Annotated in this window: 20 protein-coding genes and 1 other RNA gene; 20 read left to right on the forward strand and 1 reads right to left on the reverse strand. The window is 48.1% G+C overall.

The window, feature by feature from the left end; all coding sequences use genetic code 11:
* From rnpB to rseP, 16 genes are all read left to right on the forward strand, one after another.
* Window positions 1–169, forward strand: an RNA gene (rnpB, locus tag KOO63_02100) — RNase P RNA component class A; the annotation flags it as partial.
* Window positions 170–185: 16 nt separating this feature from the next.
* Window positions 186–1,898 (forward strand): single-stranded-DNA-specific exonuclease RecJ, encoded by a 1,713-nt coding sequence (recJ, locus tag KOO63_02105; GenBank protein ID MBU8920629.1) that lies wholly within the window; start codon window positions 186–188, stop codon window positions 1,896–1,898.
* Window positions 1,895–2,341, forward strand: a complete 447-nt coding sequence (dtd, locus tag KOO63_02110; protein ID MBU8920630.1) for a D-tyrosyl-tRNA(Tyr) deacylase — start codon at window positions 1,895–1,897, stop codon at window positions 2,339–2,341. The genes recJ and dtd overlap by 4 nt, the downstream gene beginning before the upstream one ends.
* Before the next feature lie 32 nt (window positions 2,342–2,373).
* Entirely contained in the window at window positions 2,374–2,976 is a 603-nt protein-coding gene (locus KOO63_02115) for a Maf family protein (GenBank protein ID MBU8920631.1), read from the forward strand.
* A gap of 18 nt (window positions 2,977–2,994) precedes the next feature.
* The gene (locus tag KOO63_02120; protein MBU8920632.1) at window positions 2,995–3,414 is read left to right on the forward strand and encodes a secondary thiamine-phosphate synthase enzyme YjbQ; all 420 of its coding nucleotides are present in this window, start codon (window positions 2,995–2,997) and stop codon (window positions 3,412–3,414) included.
* A 3-nt stretch (window positions 3,415–3,417) separates the two neighbouring features.
* Window positions 3,418–4,539 carry an S-methyl-5-thioribose-1-phosphate isomerase gene (mtnA, locus tag KOO63_02125; protein ID MBU8920633.1) on the forward strand — a complete coding sequence of 374 codons (1,122 nt, stop codon included), beginning with the start codon at window positions 3,418–3,420 and terminating at the stop codon, window positions 4,537–4,539.
* 127 nt (window positions 4,540–4,666) lie between these two features.
* A complete protein-coding gene (gene rplM / locus KOO63_02130; GenBank protein ID MBU8920634.1) occupies window positions 4,667–5,098 on the forward strand; it encodes a 50S ribosomal protein L13 in 432 nt (143 codons plus the stop codon).
* Window positions 5,099–5,152: 54 nt separating this feature from the next.
* On the forward strand, window positions 5,153–5,545 hold the full coding sequence (rpsI, locus tag KOO63_02135) for a 30S ribosomal protein S9 (protein MBU8920635.1): 393 nt from the start codon (window positions 5,153–5,155) through the stop codon (window positions 5,543–5,545).
* Window positions 5,546–5,641: 96 nt separating this feature from the next.
* Window positions 5,642–6,457 (forward strand): 30S ribosomal protein S2, encoded by an 816-nt coding sequence (gene rpsB / locus KOO63_02140; GenBank protein MBU8920636.1) that lies wholly within the window; start codon window positions 5,642–5,644, stop codon window positions 6,455–6,457.
* Between the two features lie 22 nt (window positions 6,458–6,479).
* Window positions 6,480–7,073 (forward strand): translation elongation factor Ts, encoded by a 594-nt coding sequence (gene tsf / locus KOO63_02145; protein MBU8920637.1) that lies wholly within the window; start codon window positions 6,480–6,482, stop codon window positions 7,071–7,073.
* 93 nt (window positions 7,074–7,166) lie between these two features.
* Entirely contained in the window at window positions 7,167–7,880 is a 714-nt protein-coding gene (gene pyrH / locus KOO63_02150; GenBank protein MBU8920638.1) for a UMP kinase, read from the forward strand.
* Window positions 7,881–7,891: 11 nt separating this feature from the next.
* The gene (gene frr, locus KOO63_02155) at window positions 7,892–8,455 is read left to right on the forward strand and encodes a ribosome recycling factor (protein MBU8920639.1); all 564 of its coding nucleotides are present in this window, start codon (window positions 7,892–7,894) and stop codon (window positions 8,453–8,455) included.
* A gap of 35 nt (window positions 8,456–8,490) precedes the next feature.
* The gene (locus KOO63_02160) at window positions 8,491–9,240 is read left to right on the forward strand and encodes an isoprenyl transferase (protein MBU8920640.1); all 750 of its coding nucleotides are present in this window, start codon (window positions 8,491–8,493) and stop codon (window positions 9,238–9,240) included.
* Window positions 9,237–10,121 carry a phosphatidate cytidylyltransferase gene (locus KOO63_02165; protein ID MBU8920641.1) on the forward strand — a complete coding sequence of 295 codons (885 nt, stop codon included), beginning with the start codon at window positions 9,237–9,239 and terminating at the stop codon, window positions 10,119–10,121. The genes KOO63_02160 and KOO63_02165 overlap by 4 nt, the downstream gene beginning before the upstream one ends.
* 11 nt (window positions 10,122–10,132) lie before the next feature.
* Window positions 10,133–11,314, forward strand: coding sequence for a 1-deoxy-D-xylulose-5-phosphate reductoisomerase (dxr, locus tag KOO63_02170; GenBank protein MBU8920642.1), 1,182 nt, complete (start codon window positions 10,133–10,135; stop codon window positions 11,312–11,314).
* Complete coding sequence (gene rseP / locus KOO63_02175) at window positions 11,305–12,657, forward strand: RIP metalloprotease RseP (protein ID MBU8920643.1); 1,353 nt, start codon at window positions 11,305–11,307, stop codon at window positions 12,655–12,657. Before dxr ends, rseP begins: the two co-directional genes overlap by 10 nt.
* A gap of 3 nt (window positions 12,658–12,660) precedes the next feature.
* Here the strand turns inward: rseP and KOO63_02180 are convergent, their stop codons facing one another.
* Window positions 12,661–13,074: a hypothetical protein gene (locus tag KOO63_02180; protein ID MBU8920644.1), complete on the reverse strand. Its 414-nt coding sequence runs from the start codon at window positions 13,072–13,074 to the stop codon at window positions 12,661–12,663.
* A 41-nt stretch (window positions 13,075–13,115) separates the two neighbouring features.
* On the opposite strand from KOO63_02180, the gene bamA reads away from it, so the two are divergent.
* The 4 genes from bamA (at window position 13,116) to KOO63_02200 (ending at window position 24,497) form a co-directional block, all read left to right on the forward strand.
* Window positions 13,116–15,041 (forward strand): outer membrane protein assembly factor BamA, encoded by a 1,926-nt coding sequence (bamA, locus tag KOO63_02185; GenBank protein MBU8920645.1) that lies wholly within the window; start codon window positions 13,116–13,118, stop codon window positions 15,039–15,041.
* Between the two features lie 15 nt (window positions 15,042–15,056).
* Complete coding sequence (locus tag KOO63_02190; protein ID MBU8920646.1) at window positions 15,057–18,953, forward strand: translocation/assembly module TamB; 3,897 nt, start codon at window positions 15,057–15,059, stop codon at window positions 18,951–18,953.
* Between the two features lie 99 nt (window positions 18,954–19,052).
* Complete coding sequence (locus tag KOO63_02195; protein ID MBU8920647.1) at window positions 19,053–22,295, forward strand: hypothetical protein; 3,243 nt, start codon at window positions 19,053–19,055, stop codon at window positions 22,293–22,295.
* 45 nt (window positions 22,296–22,340) lie between these two features.
* On the forward strand, window positions 22,341–24,497 hold the full coding sequence (locus KOO63_02200) for a UvrD-helicase domain-containing protein (GenBank protein MBU8920648.1): 2,157 nt from the start codon (window positions 22,341–22,343) through the stop codon (window positions 24,495–24,497).
* Window positions 24,498–24,499 lie beyond the last annotated feature (2 nt).

A 24,499-nucleotide genomic window follows, 5' to 3' on the forward strand; every position in this document is an offset into this window, starting at 1 on the left:
AGGTAAACCCCACCCGGTGAAAGACCAAATAGAAGAGGAGAAACGGCCCGTTTCGTCCGACTCTCGGGTAGGTCGCTCGAGGCCGATGGTAACATCGGTCCCAGATAAATGATCACCATCCTCCCGTTCAGGGAGGGGACAGAATCCGGCTTACAAGTCTGCTTCACCATTATTCGGAGAAGAAAATGATCCAGTGGATAGAACGAAAAATTGACATGGATGTTGCCCGGGAACTGGAGAGCAGTCTGGCACTGTCAATGATCGAGGCCCGGGTACTTGTCGCCAGAGGGATCATTGATACAGAAGTGGCATCGGCCTTCCTGAATCCATCATGGGACGACCTGCATGATCCGTTCATGTTTCTGGAGATGGAAAAGGCAGTCTCGATTCTTGGCGAATCGATTGACAAGGGCCGGAAGATCCTGGTGCATGGGGATTATGATGCTGACGGGATCAATGGTGCAGCGCTGATATACAGGGCACTGGCTGCTATTGGAGCGGACGTCCACTTCTTTGTTCCGGACAGGGCGAAGGATGGTTATGGCCTTGCTTCCAGGATGATGAGACGTGGCGTAGAAGCGGGATTGGAACTTGTGATCTCGGTCGATTGTGGGTCGAGTGACAGGGAAATAATCTCATTCCTTGCTGAAAATGGGGTCCGCACAATTATTACGGACCACCATGATATAAGCGATCGAATACCCGAAGCTGATGCTTTTCTCAATCCAAAGCTTCCTGGAGAGACATATCCGTTCAAAGATCTGGCGGGGGTCGGAGTGGCGTTCAAGCTACTGCAGGGTTTTCAGACTGTCATTCAGAAGGATATGGGGCTCACCGATCTTCTCGATTTTGTGGCTGTAGGAACTCTGGGAGATTATTCCCCGTTGACTGGGGAAAACCGGGCACTCGTTTCACTCGGGCTTGAAAAACTCGGCGAATGGAATCGTCCGGGTTTTGCAGCTCTGCGGCAGGCGAGCAACCTGGTAAGGAGCGGGTTTTCTGCGAAACAGGTCTGTTTCAATATCGTGCCACGATTGAATTCTCCGGGAAGGGTGGGAAGCGCAAGGGATGTCGTGGAGCTTCTCGTGACGGATGATAGTAGTAAGGCCGGAGCTATCGCGAGTGAGATCGAGACGATCAATTCCCTGAGAAGATCTCTTGATATTTTAGTCACTGAACAGGCTTCCCAGCTTGCTGATGTCGAGATGAAGAAGAGCAATCCGAACGCCCTTGTCTTTTCTTCCCCGGCGTGGCATGAAGGTGTAGTTGGAATAGGCGCTGCCAGACTCGCAGAGAAGTACTCTCTGCCATCGGCATTGATAGCTGTCAGGGGTAATTTTGGGAAGGGGTCGGCGAGGTCGGCTGGAATTGTCAATGTCAGGGAAGCACTGGAAAAGTGTTCTGAATATCTGACCGCCTATGGTGGACACCGGGAGGCTGGTGGCTTTACTGTTCCGGAAAATAAGATATATGATTTCACGAAATGCTTCGACAATGCGGTAAAAGAGATATCGGAACTTTCGGGCAGGGAAAGTGTTCAGGCCTACGATTCCAGGGCAGGTCTAAAAGATTGTGATATTGCCATGGCGAGGTCGATGGAGCGGATGGGGCCTTTCGGTCCGGGAAATGAAGAGCCTCTTTTTCTGATAGAGAGGCTTAAAGTCTTGCCAGGGGCAAAGATAGTGGGCAGCAGCCATATAAAATTTGATGCAGGGGATGGGGATAGTAACAGGGGAAGTTTTATCGGGTTTTCTCTGGCGAGAGCCTGGAATCCTGTCGATCTGGCCGGGAAAATGGTAGATGTACTGGCCAATCTCAGTATAAATCAGTGGAATAATAGAGAGAACCTGCAGTTGATAGTAAGAGGAATACGTATCAGGGAAAGTGGGGCGGATTGAGGGTAGTCATTCAAAGGGTAAGACGTGCAAATGTGGAAGTAGGGGGTACTGAGGTCTCATCGATCGGACAGGGCATCCTTGCGCTTGCCGCATTCAGGAAAGATGATAGCGATGAAGAGCTTGCCTGGATGGCCCGGAAATGTCTGGAATTGAGAATATTCGAAGATGATGAGGGCAAGATGAACCTTTCCTTGACGGATGTGGGGGCTGAACTCCTGGTCGTTTCCCAGTTCACCCTTTATGGTGATTGCAGGAAGGGAAGAAGGCCTGACTACACCGACAGTGCGCCTTCAAGCGAGGCAGCCGTGCTTTATCGTCGGTTTATCGAGATCCTTGAGTCTCATTATCCAAGAGTGTCGGAGGGAGTTTTCGGCGCTCATATGAATATTGCGCTGTTGAACGATGGGCCTGTGACTATGGTCCTCGACAGAGATCCTCTGTGAAGCGACTCCATTATCTCAGGAGGTGACTATTTTTGAACCCTTTTCTTTCAATGGAAGTTCAGAGCAACCTCGTTCTGGCATCTGCCTCACCGAGAAGAAGAGAGATCCTGTCCTCGCTGGGGTTTGAGTTCGAAGTGATTCCTCCTGATGTCGATGAGAATGAGGTGTTCTGGAAAGATCCTGAAAAGATCGTGACTCTCCTGGCAGAGCTGAAGGCTGTGGATGTTCAGTCCGGAAAGCCCAGAAAGACCGTTATAGGAGCAGATACTATTGTTGTCTGTGAAGGAACGGTTCTGGGAAAGCCTGGCAGCAGGGAAGAGACAGTAAAGATGCTGCAGATGCTTTCGGGCTGCTCGCATGAAGTGCTGACGGGGATCGCCGTCGCGACTCCACCAAATATCCGTCTGGTGGAAGTAGAGACGACAATGGTACAGTTCAGAGAATTGTCCAGGAGTGAGATTGAAAAGTACGCGGATATGGATGAACCGAGAGACAAGGCTGGAGCATACGCGATTCAGGGCCATGCCTCGGTTTTTGTTGAACGGATCGAAGGATGTTATCTGAATGTCGTAGGGCTTCCGGTCCAGAGGCTTTTTAAAATGTTCCGTAAACTCGAGAATGTTATACCACGTTGAAAAAGGATGGATGCAGGATTGAAGACCTTTGAAAAAGAATATGGATTCCAGACCTCAGGTGATGGGACTATTGTAGATATTACCGGTTTTCTCAGAGAGGCTGTTCAGGAGAGCGGTATCCTTACCGGGCAACTCTCGATTATCACTCCTGGATCGACAGCCGGAATAACGACGATGGAATATGAGCCGGGCCTCCTCAGGGACATCCCGGAATTCCTGGAAAGGATCATACCATCGAATGTAGGCTACGAACATGACGCGACATGGGGAGATGGTAATGGGTTTTCCCACCTCCGCTCATCCCTTGTCGGGACTTCGATGACAATCCCTGTCAGCAGCGGACAACTGGTTCTCGGTACCTGGCAGCAGGTAGTCTTCCTTGATTTTGATAACAGGGAGCGCAGCAGGCGTGTTCATGTGAACCTGATCGGAGAATAGGTGATGACCCTTATAGATACCGTGGATTATACCTGTGGCAGGGTTAGGATAATCGATCAGACCCTGCTTCCCGGGAAGGATATTCGGCTCGATCTTGATTGTGTCGAGGATGTTGCCGATGCGATCAGATCGCTGAAAGTACGCGGTGCGCCGGCTATCGGGATAGCTGCCGCATACGGGGTCCTTCTGGAACTCGAGAATATTCTTGCAGAAGGTGGTGTCGACGGGAAAGGATTCATCTTTGACAGGGCGTCGGGATTCGATCCGGAACGGGTGAAAGGGTTGGATATCGGCTTATGCAGGGACAGGCTCATCACGGCAATCGAGAAACTGGCACTGACCAGGCCGACCGCGGTAAACCTTTTTCAGGCCCTCGACATGATGCGTCTGGCGGTGGAGAGTGAGGAACCTTCCCCGGAAGCATATTGTGGGAAAATTGCAGGCGAGGCTTTTCGTATTCATGAAGAAGAACTTGAAGTCGAAAGGCGCATAGGACTGAACGGAGCCCGACTGATCAGCGATGGCATGACTATTCTGACTCACTGCAATGCGGGTGGGCTTGCCACAGCAGGCCTGGGGACGGCTCTTTCAGTTATATACAGTGCCTCGGACCAGGGGAAAAAGGTGAAAGTATTCGCTGACGAGACCAGGCCATTGCTCCAGGGCGCCCGACTCACGGCTTACGAACTTGAGAAAAACGGGATCGATACGACTGTCATCTGCGACAGCGCGGCCCATCCGTTGATAGCCTCGGGAAAGGTGGATATTGTGATCACGGGCGCCGACAGGATCGCAGCAAACGGCGATACAGCTAACAAAATAGGGACGTTCGGGTTGGCATCGACTTGCGACAGGTTCGATATACCGTTTTTTGTGGCGGCCCCGCTTTCCACATTCGACCCGGCTACCCGATCCGGAGAGGGGATAGTTATTGAAGAAAGGTCCGGGACCGAGTTGACACATTTTAATGGAACCAGAATCGTTCCGGAAGGGGTCCATATATACAATCCGGCGTTTGATGTGACGCCTTCCGACCTCATAAGTGGGATAATCACTGAAAAGTCGGTCATCCGCGCTCCATACGGGGAAAACATCAGACAATTGTTCATTTCCACCGACAAATAGCTGGACCAGTATTTTTTCTGTCGGATAATTTTAGAAGTCCATTAAAGAAACTTGACAGACAGGCGGAAGCCGTTTATATTTTGGTACTTAATTTTCCTGGGCGAAGTGTGCTTTTTGGAGGAGCAGGATGCAAAAGACTACAATATTGAAAGATGGAGAATTCGAAAAAAACTGGTATTTTATCGATGCGAGCGGTAAGACGCTTGGAAGACTCGCAACCAGGATTGCTACGGTCCTTAGGGGCAAACACAAACCGGGTTATTCACCTCATATGGATATCGGTGATTTCATCGTTGTTGTTAATGCTTCGAAGATACATGTCACTGGTAACAAGCGAGAGGACAAGCAGTACTGGTCACATACCGGTTATCCCGGAGGGCTCAAGCTGATCAGTTTCAAGGAGAAGATGGAAAAGGATCCCACATTCGCGGTGAAAAATGCCGTTAAAGGTATGCTCCCGCATAATAAACTCGGTAGAAGGCTTCTCAAGAAACTCAAGGTATATGGTGGTACTGAGCATCCTCACAAGGCTCAGCAGCCAGAACCTCTTGAATTCTGATATGCCTGATCGATAACCAGATCGTCTTTAAACAGATGGAAGGAGGTGTACGATTTGACGAAAGAAGTATTTCATACGGTAGGGAGAAGAAAATCAGCCGTTGCACGTGTCTACATGACTGAAGGCAGTGGCAAGCTGACCGTAAATGGTGATTCCCTCAGGGATTATATGAAGAGGGAAAGCCTGACACTGTTAGTCAAGCAGCCGCTTGAAGTCTCCAATACCGTGGACAAGTTCGATATCAGGGCTACTGTGAAAGGTGGCGGCACAGCCGGGCAGGCTGGAGCTATCAGACTGGGTATTGCGAGAGCGATAATACTTACTGACGATTCTCTCAGGAAGGTTCTGAAATCCGGTGGATTTCTAACTAGAGATCCCAGGGAAAAAGAAAGAAAGAAGTACGGTCAGCCCGGAGCCAGGAAGAAATTCCAGTTCTCCAAGCGTTAGGCCGGAATTCACACATCTCCTATCGGTCCTTGGTGTCCTTTCGAGGATTGGATCGGTTCAGTAGGGGATGGAGGATAAACCAGAAGGAGTAACCCCGTGAACGTACAGATCAAAGATCTGCTCGAAGCGGGCGTTCATTTCGGGCACCAGACACGTCGTTGGAACCCAAAGATGAAGCCCTACATATATAAAGAGCAGAGTGGCGTATATATTATAGATCTCCGTATTACTCTCCAGAAACTCCAGAAAGCATACGATATGCTGGTCGATATCGCGGCGCAGGGAAAGACCTCGCTCTTTGTCGGGACAAAACGTCAGTCGAAAGAGAGCGTAAAGGAGGACGCCGACCGTTGTGATATGTATTATATCAATGAACGATGGCTCGGCGGGACGCTTACAAATTTCAAGACGATCAGCAATAGCATAGCCAAGCTCGATGACATGGAAGCGATGGAAAAGGACGGACGAATCGAGCAGCTGTCAAAAAAGGAAAGGCTGGATCTCGAGAAGCACAAACAGAAGCTTCTGAAGGTACTCTCCGGTATTCGCAAGATGCAGAAGATGCCGGCTTGTATAATCGTTTTCGACACGAATAAGGAAGCGATCGCGATCAGGGAAGCCAGAAGGCTCAAGATCCCTCTCATCGGTCTTGTCGATACTAATAGTGATCCCAACGACGTAGACCTGGCGATTCCCGCGAATGATGACGCGATAAGGTCCATCAAACTGTTCACCAAGACTCTCTCGGACGCGATTATCGAGGGCAGGTCGAGATATTTGAAGAACAAAGATTTTATGGACAATAAAAAGAAGAATACGCCGCCTGACAATTCTGCCACATCCGGGAAAAAAGCCGAGACACAAAAGGCAAAACCGGATGCCGGTCCAGAAAAGGGCAAGGCTGAAAAATAGAAAGTCACTGGAGGATGGATCAATGGAAATAGCACCCAAACTTGTAAAAGAACTCAGGGAAATGACCAACGCAGGGATGATGGATTGCAAGAAAGCTCTTCTGGAAACGGAAGGGAACATCGACGAAGCCGTCAAATTTCTGCGTGAAAAAGGTCTTGCATCTGCTGCCAAGAGAGCGCACAAAGAAGCTAACGAGGGGAAGATATTCTCTTATATTCATAGTAATGAGAAACTCGGCGTGATGGTCGAACTGAATTGTGAGACCGATTTCGTTGCCAAAACGGAAGACTTTATTGCTCTTGGCAAGAACATCGCAATGCAGGTGGCTGCTGCCAGCGCTCTAGTAGTAAAGAGAGAGGATCTGTCGGCCGAAGTAATCGAGAACGAGAAAGAGATCTTCAGGAATCAGGCAATTCAGTCCGGAAAACCCGAGAAAGTTCTGGATAAAATCGTTGAAGGCAAACTTGAAAAGTTCTACCATGAGACTGTTCTTCTCGATCAGCCGTTCATCAAGGACGATAAGGTGACAGTGGAAGAGCTTCTCAAAGAGACGATCGGAAAACTCGGTGAGAACATGGTAATCAGACGTTTTTCCCGGTTCCAATTGGGAGAGTGAATATCCTGAACGTTAATATGTTGATTATCTGAGCGTTATAAGATGGCGCGGGAGGCTGTTACCTCCTGCGCTTTTTTATGGAAGGAGTAATCGATGGCAGGTCGCCCGAAAGTCAGGAGGCTGCTCCTAAAAGTCAGCGGAGAAGTTTTTGGCGGCATCGAACAGAGCATTAACCTCGATATGGTGGAAGAATTTGCTTCTGAACTCAAGGATGCCCGCGCGACGGGAGCTGAACTGGCGGTCGTCGCAGGAGGCGGTAATATCCTGAGGGGTTCGATGCTCAGCGGGAAGACAGTCAGCAGAGTATCGGCAGATTACATGGGAATGCTGGGTACAGTGATAAACGCGCTGGCCCTGCAGGGCGCTCTGGAAAAAATGGGAATCGAAGCCAGGGTGATGACTCCTTTCGCGATAGGGCAGGTATCGGAAAATTTCGTCAGGAGAACGGCCCTGTATCATCTTAGTGAGGGAAGGATCCTGGTTCTGGCAGGTGGAACGGGAAATCCTTATTTTACAACTGATACTGCGGCAGCTCTAAGAGCTGCTGAGATCGGTGCGGATGTCCTTGTCAAGGGGACGAAAGTAAAAGGTATCTATGACCGTGATCCCGTGAAGAATCAGGATGCCACAATGATCGAAGAGTTAAGTTATTCCGAAGTACTCAGAGACGATCTGAGAGTGATGGATGGGACGGCTGTTGCTCTCTGCCGGGATAACGAGATTCCGATCATCGTGTTCAATATCAGGGAAAAAGGTAACCTGAATAAAGTACTCGAAGGTGAGAAAATCGGTACTATTGTCAAGTGAGGAGGAATGAGATGGATCTAGTCGATGCGATCTTCAAAGAAGCCGAAGAACATATGAATAAATCAATTGAGAACGTTGAGGCAGAGCTGGCCTCAGTCAGGACGGGAAAAGCTTCACCTTCCCTCCTGGACAGTATCAGGATTGACTACTATGGTTCTATGGTCCCACTTAACCAGGTTGCAAATATCGCTATTCCCGACCCTAAACTCATAACAGTACAGCCCTGGGAAAAACCTATGGTGGCCGAAATAGTCAAAGCAATACAGTCATCGAATCTCGGGCTGAATCCACAGAGTGACGGAAATTTTCTCAGGATTCCTCTTCCACCGCTTACGGAGGAAAGAAGACTCGAACTTGTCAAGACTGTGAAGCATATGATCGAAGAGGGAAAAGTCGCGATCCGGAATATTCGAAGAGACGCGAATGACAAATTGAAGAAGCTTGAAAAAAACCATGAGATACCAGAGGACGATCATCATCGTTACCAGAAAGAGATTCAGGAATTGACGGACAAATCTATCGAAGATCTGGATAAGGTGTCCAGCACCAAGGAAAAAGAAATAATCGAATTCTGAGTATCGCCGGATATATACGGCAGAATGGATGATCGATGGATCTGGATAAGGAGATCGCCGCACTAAAGGGCGATCCGAGGCTGCCCGACCATATCGCAATAATAATGGATGGAAACGGCAGGTGGGCAAAACAGCGTAAATTGCCTCGTATAGCAGGACACCGGGCCGGTAGGAAATCGGTGAGATGCGTTGTGCGCACTGCCGCTAAACTGGAGATTCCAGTCCTTTCCCTGTACACATTTTCTCTGGAGAATTGGACTCGTCCCAAACGAGAGGTCCAGAGCCTTATGACGTTTCTCAGGAACGTATTGAGCTCTGAATATCTGGAACTGAATGAAAACAATATCAGGCTCAGGGCTATGGGTAGACTCGAGCTTCTTCCCGAGGTGACCAGGAAGGAACTTGAGAAGACGATCGAGAAACTTTCTGATAACGATGGCATGATCCTGAACCTTTGCCTCAGTTACAGCGGTAGAGCCGAGATCCTGGACGCAGTAAACAGGATCACGGAGGATACCATAAGTGGTAAAATCCAATCCGGCGAAATAGATGAAGAAACATTCAGAAGATACCTCTATTCACCAGACCTTCCTTATCCTGACCTGTTGATCAGAAGCAGTGGAGAACTCCGGGTAAGTAACTTCCTGTTGTGGCAGATCGCATATTCGGAGATATTTGTGACGGACCTGTTCTGGCCGGATTTCAGAGAGGAACATCTGCTGGTTGCAGTAAACGATTTCATGGAGCGTGAGAGGCGGTTCGGAGGGGTGAAGAGTCGGAAATGAACGGTGCCGGATATCATAAAGACGAAAAAGAAAGAAAGACTCAGGGGGGGAAATCCAACTCGTTGTTTCTCCGCATAATCATGTCCGCCATCTTTCTTCCATGCCTTTTTATCATTGCATGGAGGGGTGGAATATACTACCTGATATTAATTGACATCATTATCCTTGTAGGTCTGTTGGAATTTTACAGGATGATGGAAGTCAAGGGGTTGTCTCCATACAAGACTATCGGGATAATCAGCGGTGTCGCTCTCCCATGGTATATATTCTTTCAGCAGGGTATATACGTAAACTTTCTTCTGAGTATTATATTTATCGGCATCATGCTGATGGAACTTGCCAGAAGAGAAAAGGGACTTGCAGTATATCACATTTCCGTTACTGTTTTCGGTGTTCTCTATGTAGCCTGGCTTGGGAGCCATCTTGTACTTTTGAGGGAGCTTCCACTCATCAAGGGGATGGACTACAGGTACGGATATTACTTCGTAATAATGACCTTTGCATTGACGTGGTGCTATGATACAGGCGCCTATACGATCGGCAGGCTATTCGGTAAACACAAACTTTTTCCATCTATATCGCCGGGGAAGACTATTGAAGGGGCTCTGGGTGGGCTGGTCTTCTCAATCGCGGGAATACTGATCGTCAGGTACACATTGGTCACTTTTCTCGGGATTTATGAAGCCATAGGGCTGGCATTCATGGCTTCAATCATCGGACAACTGGGCGACCTGGTCGAATCAATGCTGAAACGTGATGTGAAGATCAAGGATTCATCAGGAGCGATACCAGGGCACGGTGGAGTCCTTGATAGATTCGATTCTCTGCTATTTACGGCGCCTATGATCTATTATTTTTTAAAATATTTCATTCTCGAATAAGAAGGTCTTCTTTGAAAAAGGTATTGATTCTCGGATCTACAGGATCGATAGGAAAAGCAGCGCTGGAGATAGCTGGGGCAGGTATAGGAGATATCGAGATCGTAGGACTCGCGGCGGGTAGAAACGTTGATTTACTCGAAAAACAACTCATCAATTTCCCGAAGGCGAGATTTACTGTCAGGGATGATGATATTCTACCCGGACTTCTTTCTTCACAGGAGTCTTTTGCAGGAAGACTTGTGGGGACCGGCTCATCTGGTATCGAGAATATGATCCGGGAGACAGATCCTGATCTGGTCGTAAATGCTCTCGTAGGGATAGCCGGCCTGATGCCTACTATCACATCTCTTGAATGCGGATGCAGTGTGGCCCTCGCGAACAAGGAGAGTCTTGTCACGGGAGGTGGTCTGGTAATGGGAATGGCTGGCAAGGACGGAGAAAGGATAATTCCTGTCGATAGCGAGCACTTCTCTCTGAGCAGATGCCTGTCGGGTAATCGAGACAAGACGACCGAGCTTGTTCTGACTGCTTCCGGGGGACCCTTTTTCAAAAGGGATCCGAAGACACTGGCAGATGTGACCCTCGAACAGGTCCTTGCCCATCCGACATGGAATATGGGCAAGAAAGTGACAGTTGATTCGGCGCATATGGTCAACAAGGGACTGGAGGTCATCGAGGCACACTGGCTGTTTAATTTTCCAATAGATGATATCAAAGTTGTCATACATCCACAGTCTATAGTACATTCTCTGATCAGGATGAGGGATGGTTCGCTTCTTGCACATCTCAGTCCTCCAGATATGAGATTGCCGATAATGAACGCGTTCTTCTTTCCCGAAGTCAGGGAGTTTCCATGGAATGAGCTGTCGTTCGATGAACTCTGCAGTCTCGAATTTCATCCGCTGGAGCGGGGAAGGTTCAGAGGGTTTGAACTGACCGTCGAGGCGATGAGGACCGGAGGTTCGGCTCCTGTTGTACTAAACGCTGCGGACGAGATGGCCGTGTCAAATTTTCTGTCAGGCCGAATAGGGTTCCTGACGATAATTGAATGGATAGAGGAAGCTCTCTCAGCGCATTCCCCGGCAATAATAGAGTCGGTCGGAGATGTCCTTGAAGCTGATAGATGGACAAAAGAATTCCTGTTAGATAAATATGGCGGGATAGAAGGAGTTACGGAGGAAACATGCTACTGACGATAGCCGCATTTTTGTTTGTCCTGAGCATCGTGATACTTGTGCATGAACTGGGTCATTTCCTGGTTGCCAAGATGAACGGGATATATGTAATCACTTTTTCCTTGGGTTTTGGCCCGAAGATACTGAAGTTTAAGTGGGGAGAGACTGAATATGCCATATCGGCGCTTCCTTTTGGTGGATATGTGAAGTTTGCCGGGGAGGATGCTGACGAGGGCGGCGAAAAAGATAGTGACAAAAAGGTCCCTGAACTGGATATTCCAGAGCACCGACTCTACAGGAACAAGAATCCTTATCAGAGGATGTCTGTCGTTCTGGCCGGACCGGTTATGAACGCAGTTCTGGCGCTTCTGCTATACATATTCAATATATGGTCACAAGGGATATTTGTCAGAGAGCCTGATTCGATAATCAGCGGAATAGTGGAAGGATCACCGGCCGCGGAGGCGGGGTTTCTCCGTGGAGATAGAATTATCGAGATCAATAATAGTGGACTCGATAAGGATTCGCAGATCAGCGATCTTGTCGTTTACGAAGAGGGCATACGGTCCACTTTCAAGATCTTGAGAGCTGAAGAGACACTGACAGTCTCTGTGGTACCTGAGTGGAACGAAGAAGCCGGCAGGCTGACCCTCGGAATCTTCTCGTCAGGCCCTGCAAAGATCGGTGACGTAAAGAAAGACAGCCCGGCTGAGGAAGCAGGGATAAAAAGGGGCGCGGAGATAATCTCCATCAACGATACACTCGTATACACCTATATAGAAGTGGCAGAGAAGATATATTCCCAGAACGGGATTCCCATGAAATTCACATGGAGACAGGACGGAGAAGTTCTTTTCGCGATGATAACTCCGACCGGGATGGATGCTCCCTCGCAGGGAGAAAAACTTGATGTGGTCCAGGTCGGAGCGATAGGTATAGGAGAGTATTATGACAAGGTCCCTGTATCATTCAGCCAATCAGTTGTTTATGGTACAAGGGCTTTCAATAATCTTTTCCTCTCGATAATTGATTTTCTGGGAAAACTTGTCTCGGGCAAAGCTACCTTGCGAGCTGTGGGCGGCCCCATCAGGGTGGGAGTGATGGCTGGCGATATGATCAGGTGGGGATTCAGCTATCTGATAAATTTCCTGGCGTTCTTTTCGATGAACCTTGCCATATTCAACCTTCTACCAATACTTCCTTTCGACGGGGGACATTTTGTCCTGTTCCTTCTGGAAGGTACGACTGGCGTGAAACCTAGTCCGAAGGTCCAGAATGTGATGCTACAGATAGGATTCTATATACTGATCGGATTGATGGCTTTTATTTTATTCCTGGATCTTTTTAACCTTATGAGGTGAGTCTCACTGTTTTCTGTCGACTAGTTCGGAGATTCTCCCAAAGACGGCAAGCCACCTTTCAGGGTCTTTCTCGAGTTCGACGAGAATGGCCCTGATCCTTTCTTCATCGACTTCCTTGCGGAGTTCTGCCCATTTTTTTGTGCTATCGGATGGATTCTCTTGGAGATTTTTCTCTAAATCATTTATTTTCATATAGAGTTGGACGATATATCGTTCATCCGGGGAGAGGGTGCTGCTTTTCTCGGAGACAGTTTCCTTCGGTTTTGAACAACCGATGGTAACGACGATGAGGGCAGCACAGAATGTGAGGATCATGGGGTGTCGAAAGATCAGCGAGAATCGATGGAATAGCCCGGCCCGGGTATGCCTGTGGTCGATTTGTTCACTGCTTTCTGATAGTTCAGCATCTCGTTTCATTATCATATATAACAATATCAAAGTGGATGATGTCAATCGTAATGGTATGGAATAAATACAAATTATCTTCGATCAAGCTCCAATCGGCTTGTTTGATGGTCATCGCGCTGGTTGTACTCTCCGTACCTCTTTCTGCAGATGATTTCGGAGCAGATCTTCCCTCTGTAGAAAAAATCATCATTCTCGGAAACAAGTCATTCGAAGACAAGGTTTTGAAAAAAAGGATGAGGACCAGGGAATCGGGGTTTTTCAGTTTCTTTAGAAAACCGTCTTTCAGGAGAGATTTTTTAAGACGAGACATTGAGGCTGTCAGGACCTTTTATCACATTAATGGTTTCTTTGATGCGTCGGTGTCGATTGAGTCGGTCGAAAGGGATGAAAGTAACAATAGCGTATCGATCAAGATAATGATAAACGAGGGTCCACAGACAATGATACGTCACCTGTCGCTGAGCCGGAATTCGTTGATTGAAGATAAAGAATTACGAAAAGGCCTGAGATTGACAGAAGACAAGCCGTACAATCCGATCCTGGTCAACGTAGATAAGTATACGATTTTCAGTAAATATTTCGAAAGAGGGTATCTGGGAGCCATGGTCTCATGCGAAACTGTCGTAGATTCCACACGAGTCGACATATCATGGAAGATGGATCCGGGAAATCCGATCAAGATCAAAGATATTCATATTTCTGGTAATAGTTCCGTGGTAGAAAGGCTGATTAGGCGAGAACTCCGGGTCCGAAGCGGAGAATATTTCAACCTTGCAAAAATCGTAGAGAGCAAACAAAACCTGTACGATACCGGTTGTTTTACATCGGTGGAAGTAGAGCCCAGAGCACTCGATATTGAGAGGGGGAGTGTTGATCTGCACCTCCAGGTCCGTGAACGGAAGATGGGGTATGTAGAGACCGGACTTGGTGTGGGGAATGTCCATGCTAACAGAGTTTTTGCGGAGTGGGGTCAGAGAAATGTGCTGGGCAGAGGGTATGCTTTGAATATCAAAAGCGAATTCGCTTTCAGTTTGTTCCGTGAAGGTGATTACTCGCTAGACAAGATGGATCTCGAGAATAAATTCGAGAGGCATGAGGGAGAGCTGGTCTTTCCCCATATTTTTTCCACCTGGAACACATTTTCAATTGGAGCCTTTTACGAACGCGATGCTACGGTGGAACCGATCGTTGTGGAGGCGGTCAGTTTCAATGGGACGGTTTCCAGAAGGTTTTCACGCCACACTTCCTTTCTGCTCGGATATTTTTATGAGAAAGTGCGTAGAGAGGAGGTCCTGGATGAAAAGGAAAAATCCAGACGTCGCTCTATCGATGCCACATTCAGGAGAGATACGCGAGATTTCTATTTCAATCCGAAGCATGGACATTATATCGCTTTTGAAAACAGAATGGCAGGTGGGATCCTGGGGGGCGAAGATAATTACTATTCTATAATTCCGTCTTATCAGGAGTATCGGACGATAGGTGAGAGTACAATTCTCGCGTACAGGATAAGAGCCGGGTATGCCAGGGCTTTTGGGGACAGCAAGGAAACGGGGTTGCCTGTGGAAAGTAGATTTTTCCTTGGTGGAGGCAACTCGGTGCGTGGATATGAGGAAAACTCTCTGGGACCTGTCGGCAGCACTGGAGAATCCAAGGGCGGGAATGTGATGATACTGACCAACCTGGAACTGAGATTCCCTGTTCCTTATATCTCGAAATTCAATTTTGGTGGTGCTGCTTTTATAGATGCAGGTAATTCATGGGATGGACTTGAACAGATCTCACTGGACGACTTCAGCCTGGTCCGTGAAAAGACCGAAGTCATGCCCGATGATTTCAGGGTGAGTGTGGGATTTGGAATTAGATATTACACTCCTGTAGGACCGATCAGGATAGACCTGGGATTCCCGCTGGTAAGGTCGGCAGATATGGATTTTGATTACCGGGTTCATATGAGCCTGGGGCAGATATTCTGACAGGGAGCTCTGGATTTGGTAAAAAGAATACTTAAATCAAAAATCACTTCCTGGATATCGCTGATAATAGCTTTGTCAATGACAGCGATTATTGTTCTTTTGTTGATATTTCGCACCGATTTCTTTGCCCTCAGAGCAAGTCAGATGCTCACAAAGTACTTTTTTGCAGGCACCAGTTTTTCTCTTCATATTGATCGTCTTTCCGGAAATCCTCTGAAGAATGTTACCTTTGATGGGCTGTATGTAAGGTTTAACGGGGCTGACTATTCGTATGATGTAGTCCGAATAGAGAGATTCCAGTGTGAATATGAGCTGAATACGATGTTCAGCATGAATCCAGTAATCAAGACTATCATCTTCGAAAAGCCGCATATATGGATAAAACCGGACACTTCTGGAATCAACATATTTCCGCACTCCCGGGGTGGCAGGACCGGCACTAACCCTTCTTTTGAAATCCGCAGATTTGTTATAAGAGAGGGACAGTTTATATATCAGGGGCCGAAGATGGCCGATGCGGTCAGGAGAATCGATTTGGACGGTCGCCTTACTTCTGATAGCGACGGTTTGAAGATCAATATAGAAACCGGTAGCGGAGAAGATATCAGAAGAATGCTGTATTTCAGGAATATTAATGGAAGCGTGCAATGGAGTAACGATGATGGTGACCCGGATCGAGGTAGTGGGGGGATTCTGCGGCTTGAAGATCTTTTTCTCGAACTCGATGAATCCACAATGATAGTCAATGGCACAGTTGATCCGGATTCGATGTTTTTCGATCTGAATGTAGCGGCAGAACCTCTGGAAGTCGAAGAGATAACCAGAGCTCTCGGGATACAGACGACACAATATGGAGAACTGCAGGGTGCGCTGGCTGTAAGAGGAGTACCAGGAACCCTCGATATCAGAGGTATGGTCAACGGTATTTTCTCGGGGTACGCACTGGAATCATTCCGGATCGATATGTCATGGAAGTCTCCTGTCCTTCACATGAACAGGGGCTGGGGTAGATTTAATGGTTCGGAGATCGATGGAACAGGTGAAATGATCCTTGGAGATGATAGCTCCGTATCCCTACAGCTTGATGTAAAAGAACTCGATCTTTCCGCAGGGTTTGTCAGGGGAGCGAATTTGCCGGAGACTATGCTGAATGGATCGATAAGCATGGATTACGGTCCCGCTCCGGCCGGATTGCGGTTCGATCTCGACCTTCAGGAGGGTCATTTCAGGGAGATCCCCTTTGATAGCGGCAAAATCATAGGTGGGTTTATAGCGGATACCATAACATTCCATTCCATCATCCTCGAATCTCCCACACACGATATAAGGTCGGATGGCTTGATTACGACAAGCGGTGGAATGAGGTTCTATTTTGACCTGAACGCTGCCAGTCAGGATTCACTCTTTCCGTATTTCGGAATTGAAGAGTACAGGGCAGATGTGTCGTTGAACGGGATCTGGGAAGGGAATCTGAAAGAGTGGGATCTAATAGCGAATGGAGAGTTTTCGGATCTTGAATACAGATTCACTTCTGTGTCGGAAGGCGATATCAAATTGATCCTGAGGAGAGGAGAATCCAGCAAATTCCTCATGGAGATGGAAGGAGACACATGTTACATAGGACCGATCCCTTTCGATGACGTGGTGCTGTCTCTGGAATATATGAACGGAACCACCGATATCAAGAAGCTGTTACTTTCTCGACCTGGATTCTCTGGTGAAGCAAGTGTTTCGGTCCATTCTGATGACGGGATAGTGTCCATTCTTGTGCAAAATGCCGAAATCACCGCTATGGGAGAGGATTGGATGAGTGGAGGAGACCCGGGAATCACTCTGGAAAGCGGTAAAATCGATTTTTATGACATGCAACTGCATTCAAAGATGGGGGCACTCTATCTTGACGGCAATTATGATAGCAAGGAAAGGATGATAGATGGTGTCTTGCGTTTCGAGAGACTCGGATTGTCACTTATCGAGGAGACGGGGATAGTGTCATTTCCTCTCAGGGGAAGAAGCCTGGGCAGTTTGAGTCTGAGTGGATCCATTGATGATCCCTCCCTTTTGATAGATTTTTCAACTGGCCCGGCGGTCGTTGACTCAATAGACATAGACGGTATCAGACTCACGGCAGAATATTCGGATGGCAAGACAGCCATTGATACAATGAGTGTTGTTTCTCCGGGAGGAAACCTGTTTCTTTCGGGTTCTCTGTCAGGGTTGAGATACGTTGAGGCTTTTAGAGGCAGTGGCAGCGGATTGGACGAACTGGTCCTGGACATACAGACCGAATGTGACAAGCTGGAGATGGAACCTTTTCTCCGGATGACAGACAGATCATTTTTTGACGGTGGAAAGTTTACCGGTACTATCTCGGTTAGGGATTCACTGGTACATCCATCGATAAATATGGAAGGAACAATAGATAGTCTGGCTTCAGATCCGATCACTCTGTACGGTGTCCGTCTCGACGCGTCTGTGGACAAGGAAGGGTTCCTGATGGAAGGGAGCCTTCTCTGCCCTGGAGGAAAAGAAGGTTTATTCAATGGGAAGATACCAGTCGAGGAATCGGACTGGTTCTATTCCCCTGCCGGGAACGAACCGCTATATCTCGAACTGAATATGGAGGAGAGTGATCTTGCAGATTTTCCAGAAATGACTGAGGTGGTCGCTGAAGCAGATGGCAGGTATTCGGTCGGACTCAGGATAGACGGGACTTTCAATGACCCGAAACTCCATGGAGAACTTAACCTTTTTGACGGTTCTTTCCGATTTTCCGGGATGGAAGAAAGATTCAGGGATGTCAACGCAAAAGTGATACTGGAAGATACACTTATAACCATATCATCGCTCGCTGGCCGCGAGGGGCGCGATGGTACATTCGATTGCGGAGGAACGATCATCCTTGATGGATGGAGACCATCCAGATACGACCTGACAGCCCATCTGGATAAATTTCTCCTGGCAAGTATCACTGACATAATGGCGATTGTTTCAGGAGACCTGAAAGTAGGTAATCTGGAACATGAGGGGCGCCTTGTCCCATCTATTACGGGGATGCTGGATGTCAACAGGGCGGAGGTCTATTTCGACATAGGAGAATTCTCATCGACAAGCACAAAAGGGACAATGGAGGCCCCCAGCTGGTTTGCGGAAATTGAACTGGAAGCAAGAGGGAATACATGGATAAAGACTCCTGACGCAAATGTCGAGATGCAGGGGAATGTTACCATCCACCACGATCGCAGAGGGACATATCTCAGAGGTAAACTGAATCTGATCAGGGGTTGGTATAATGTGTACAATAACAAGTTTCGTGTAAAAGCAGGAAAACTTGAATTCGTTCATGCCGAGAGCATGAGGCCGATAGTAGATATTGAGGCAGAGACTGTCGATCCGGAAGGCAGAAAGATATACCTGATGCTTTCCTGGCACCAGGATGACATAGAGCCGAGACTTTCACTCTATCATGAGGATCCAGGTTATAGTGAGACCGATATCTGGAAGATGCTTGGGGGAGGCGTTGTCGGAGCGGAGGACGGAGCAGGTTGGGACGCATTGAACACTGCGCAGAGCCTGGCGGCAAACTATATTGAAAAAATGCTCAATTCCCAGATGGAGGGAATCACCATAGAACTTGAGACTTCAGGTGGTTCCGATGGAGTATCATCGGGATTCGAGCCTAATCAGACAGTAGTGGCGATAGGTAAGTACCTGTCGGAAGGACTCTATGTAAAGTACAAACAGGGATTGTCGATTTCCACGGCCAGACATTTTGAAGTTGAATACAGATTGAGCCGTTTGTTTCAGATACGTTCCGAGATCATCATGTATTCCGAAAAGGTGATTCAGGGAGGCAGCAAGAGAAGTGGAGATGAATACAACGTCGACCTTAAGATCAGATGGGAGTTCTAAATGAGGTTTTTACTTGAAGAAGAACAGTAGAAACGCAATCTTTAGTATAGCCCTCATGACGAAACCCGGAGGATGATGACGATGAAAGGTGGGTCATATTTGAAGCGGACAGTAATCTTACTGCTTGTTCTGGCCGGTACTCTCTCCTTTCCCACTGGTAGTCGTTCACAGGTATGGTGGTTCGGCAAGAACAAAGTGCAATATAAGGATTTTCGCTGGAGCATCCTGACAACGCCACATTTTGATATTCATTTCAACGAAGGATACAGGGATCTCGCCGCGCGGACGGCAGTAATCCTCGAATACGGTTATGGCAAACTATCGAGTGATTTTGATCACCAGCTTAAATGGCGTATTCCTGTAATAATATATGGGAGTCATACCGATTTTCAGCAGACCAACACGACATGGCAGCTGCTTCCCGAAGGAGTCCAGGCTTTTGCAGAACCGAGCAGAAGAAGGATGGTCCTGCATTTCAGCGGATCAAATGTTGATTTCAGCCATACTGCGATCCATGAGCTGGTGCACATATTCCAGTTTGATATCATATACGGCAATCTTCTGAGATCCGTATTTTCCCGCAATCTGCTGTTCAGGATCCCACTGTGGTTTGCCGAGGGAATGGCTGAATATTATTCGATAGGCGGCATGGACGATGAGTGTGAGATGTTCATGCGGGATGGCACGATCTTCGACTATCTCCCCTTTGATCTGGCCTACGCCGGTGGATATATGAATTATAAGGCGGGACAGTCTGCAATAGACTATATCAGCAGGACGTACGGCAATGAAAAGGTCGTCGAGCTGATGGACCAACTCAGATATCAGAGGTCACTCGAGATCGCTCTTCAGAACTCGATCGGGTTGACTACGCATGAACTGACGCGAGACTGGAAAAAGGACCTCAGAAGAAGATACTGGCCGGTATATGCCGGCAAGAAGGAACCCGATTTCTTCGGCAGGCAGCTCACCGACCATATAAAGAAACATCACTATATGAACTCGAAACCTGTTTTCTCGCCCGATGGAAGGGATATTGTCTTTTATTCCGACAGAGGTGGACTCCAGGGTATCTACCTTTTGAATTCCCTTACCGGGGAGGTGACAGGCAAGCTTCTTTCCAGCTCTATGTCAAGCGAGTTCGAGTATATACGGACTTTGAAATCGAGCCTGTCGTGGAGCCCGGACGGGAAAAGTATCGTTTTTGTGGCCAAGTCCGATGGGGAGGACAAGCTTTTCATAATGGAGGTTCCCGGCGGAGAAATACTTGAGAAGATTGAACTGCCTCTTGATTTCTTTTTCAATCCTGCCTGGTCACCAACGGGAGAATCGATCGCGCTTGCCGGGACAATAAACGGCCAGACAGACATATATGTCTATAACACACGGAAACAATCACTGTTCAGGGTCACAGACGATCTGGAAGACGAAAAATATCTATCCTGGTTTCCAGGAGGACGCAGGATAGCGTACACAAGATTTCCACAGGTTGCCATGCAACATGCTTTTGATTATGGTGATGACGGGAATCCAAGACTTGCGGGTGTAGATTTTACAGATATGAGGAATCTCCTTGAGGTGACTGGTGATATCTGGAGCATAGATCTCGATAGCGGTGAAAAAGAACTCCTGATAGCGACACCGGGTAACGATGAGTCACCACTTATCATTTCTGACGGGAAAGAAATAATATTCACATCCGATGAGACCGGAGTCAGCAACCTCTACAGGGGCAGCCTGGAAGTAGGCAGCTACTACAGGTTCACTGACGTTCCGGGGGGCATCTTCAATCCGTCATACTCCAGTACTGGAGATAACCTTGTTTATTCAGGGTTCAACATGGCTGGCTACGATTTGTACATAATGGACAGTTTTAGCGATAAAGCTGCTGTTTCCTACTCTACTGGAAGTCCCCTGATGGCGGAATCCAGCGCGGAATGGCCCTCGTTCGGAATGATACCATCTGGCGAACTGATGATTCAGGAACCTGGCTTCGATGTGGAGAGTGGTCTTGATGGTGGAAGTGTTGCCGCTCTTGATCCTGGTGGGGAGGATGCTCTGGAGATCTCGGGCTCTGTCAGGGTGGAAAGTATCGGAGGCAGTCCGACAGGAGGGAAACTTCCAACGATGAAGTGGAAGAACCCTCCGGCGACTCCGGATGTAGTGATCGATGAGGATTCGAACAAAGATGTGGATCCCGATTCTCTAGAGGCGATACGAGATGAGTTTCGCGAGAAAATCGGGACGATCAAGCCCTACAGTGTCAAATTTTCTCCCGATTATATCGGTAACGGAATGGGAGTGTTTTTTTCTACAGGTTACGGGTTTGGGCTTGCAAACCAGATAGCATTCAGCGATCTCCTCGGAGACCATCACCTCTTTCTGGCATTCAACCTTTTTGGATCGATCGAGGATAGCGACCTTATGCTCTCCTATTATTATGTTAAGAAACGCATTGATTATTCGGTTGGCGTATTCCAGTTTAAAAACTACCTCAATTCAAGATTTTCCTCGGTCGGCGAAGCGTTCACTGATTATCGTTTCTTCTCTGAAAGAAATTACGGGATCTTCGGTAATGCCAGCTTTCCATTTTCTACCTTCACCAGGGCGGAACTGGAAGTCCAGGCATTTATCAGCGAAAGAGAGTTCCTGACCTGGGACAATAGTGAAAGTTACCAGGGATATTATATTCCCCTGGCAGGTGAAGTATCGACCAGAAGACTGTTACAGCCCTCGATATCCCTGGTCCATGATTCGGCATATTTTGGTTCATACGGTCCTGTGATCGGTTCCAGATGGATGCTGAGTTTTTCCAGGGCACTCTCATTCTCCGGTGATGATGTTTCCAGGACGACATTATTCGGCGACTATAGAAAATATCAGCCCCTATGGTACAGGAACTACCTCGCGTTCAGAGCAATTGGGTCTATCAGTGACGGGCTGGATAAAAGATATTTCTTTCTCGGAGGCCCCCTGACGATGCGAGGATACGATTATCTTCAGTTCCAGGGGCCCCGGATGATGCTTTTTAATCTCGAATACCGTTATCCGCTGGTGGATGCTCTGATATTCGGTTGGCCTGGCAGGTGGGGATTTACCAATATCGGTGGGACATTCTTCTTTGATACGGGGAGTGTATGGGGTGAAGATACCTTTATTGAGCCTCTGCCCGAAGGGGTCAATCCACGGGTGGTCAACGGACTCAAATTCTACAGCGACTTCGGGATGGGATTCTATATGAGGTTCGGGTTCCTTATTCTCAATTTCCAGCTTGCCTGGCCGACGGATTTTGAATACACTGGCGATTCTGTATTTCACTTCTATCTGGGTTCTCAGTTCTGACAGTTCGACGGGAGCCCGGAATGGGACAACCAGAGGGCTGAGAATATGAACACCGGGCTGAACGAACAACAACAGAAAGCGGTCCTCGCCACGGAGGGCCATTACCTTATCCTCGCGGGCGCTGGTAGCGGCAAGACCAGGGTCCTCACCGAAAGAATATCCTATCTGATGAGGGAGAAAAGAGTATCTCCCGAACGGATACTTGCATTTACCTTTACAAACAAGGCGGCTGGGGAAATGAGGTCGAGAGTCGAAAGAACTCTCGGGCAACAGAAAATCCCGTTCTGGGTCGGGACCTTTCATGCGACCGGCCTGAAAATACTCAGGCGGGAGGCTGAAAATATAGGGTTCAGAAGAAACTTCGCGATCTATGATGAGGACGACGCGCAGAGCCTTATAAAAGATATAGTAAAAAAGAAAGGGTGGAAGCTCGATGAGTATCCACCTTCGATACTCAGGACGAGAATATCGAGGTGGAAGAACAGCCTTGTCACTCCGGAAGAAGCACTGGAAATCGCGGTGGATGCGGTGGAGGAACTACAGGCGGAAGTCTATCAGCGCTATTGCAGTGAATTAAAAAAGTGCAATTCATTCGATTTCGACGATCTTATCACCAGGGTGGTAGAGCTATTCACCATACATCCAAAGGTAAAAGAGCGGTACTCACGACAATTTCGTTATGTCCTGGTCGATGAATTCCAGGACACTAACACGATACAGATGATGATGATCGATATGCTGGCCGGTATACACGGAAACCTCTTCGTTGTCGGGGATGACGATCAGGCGATCTATGGCTGGCGGGGTGCGACTATCGATAACATTCTCCAGTTTGACAGGGTGTACGAGGGGACTGTGACCATCAAGCTCGAGGAGAATTACCGCTCGTCCAATACGATATTGGAAGCATCAAATGCTGTTATAGCAAATAATATCGGTCGGAAAGGGAAAAAACTGTGGTCGAAGAAAGGGCGCGGTGAACCTCTGGTGATCGACTACGAACCTGACGACAGGAGCGAGGCTGCCGTGGTGAGGCACTCGATCGTGTCACTTGTCCGAAACGGGTTCAGGAGAAGTGAGATCGCCGTCCTGTACCGTACGCACGCTCAGTCCAGGGCCCTCGAGTCAGAACTGATGAGAGGAGGGCTGCCCTACCAGATAATCGGTGGTGTGAGGTTTTATGAGAGAAGAGAGATAAAGGACCTCCTTGGATATATGAAGCTCATAGCAAATCCCGACGATGACGTGAATTTTCGCAGGATAGTGAATGTGCCCAGGAGAAAAATAGGAAAAGTCAGCCTCGAACGAATAGAGGAGGAAGCGGGGTCCCTCAATCTTCTTGAGGCTGTACGGAGGGCCGATATACTGGAGAGGCTCTCGCCGACTCAGAGCAGGCGGATCGAGGCATTCTCAAAGATGATAGCCTCGTTTCAGCTTCGGGCAAGGAAAGAGACCGCCTGGGAGATTTTGTCAGGATTGATAGAAGCCGTAGGATACAGGGAGTATCTTGGAGAAGATCCCAAAACGCAGCAAGTCCGTTTGGAGAACATAGAAGAACTTCTCAACGAGACCGAACGTTATTCCTCTATGGCCGAGGACCCATCTCTGGGCGCGTTTCTCGAAGAGATCGCCCTGGTAAGTGCTGTCGATTCGTTGAAGGACGATGAAAAAGTAGCCCTGATGACACTTCATAACTCGAAGGGACTGGAATATCGAGCTGTCTTTATAACGGGTGTAGAAGAAGGCCTGCTACCACATTATTCGGCATTCGATAATGATGTCGAACTGGAAGAGGAGAGAAGGCTCTTTTATGTCGGGATGACCAGGGCTATGGAGAAACTCGTTCTTACATGCGCATCAAGCAGGATGCAGTTCGGCAACTGGACGGGAAACAGGCCTTCACGATTCCTTGGGGAGATCCCGAGTGAACTGGTGGAAGTATCCGGGAGCGCGCGGCCGGGGAATTATGGAGACGATCTTTTCAAACGGGTCGATTCTCCGGATTCATTCAAATCCAGCGAAAGTACGAGACAGAGCGATTCAAGATACAGAGTGGGCGTGGTGATCTTTCATCCCTCATACGGGGAAGGTACAATCAAAAAGATAGAGGGGACCGGGCAGGAGATGAAGGTCTCGGTCCAGTTCACCGGTTTCGGGACGAAAAAATTTCTTGCCAGCTACGCACCGTTTGAATTCAGATAGGT

It is taken from the genome of Candidatus Latescibacterota bacterium (assembly GCA_019038625.1).
Classification (GTDB): Bacteria; Krumholzibacteriota; Krumholzibacteriia; order Krumholzibacteriales; family Krumholzibacteriaceae; genus JAGLYV01.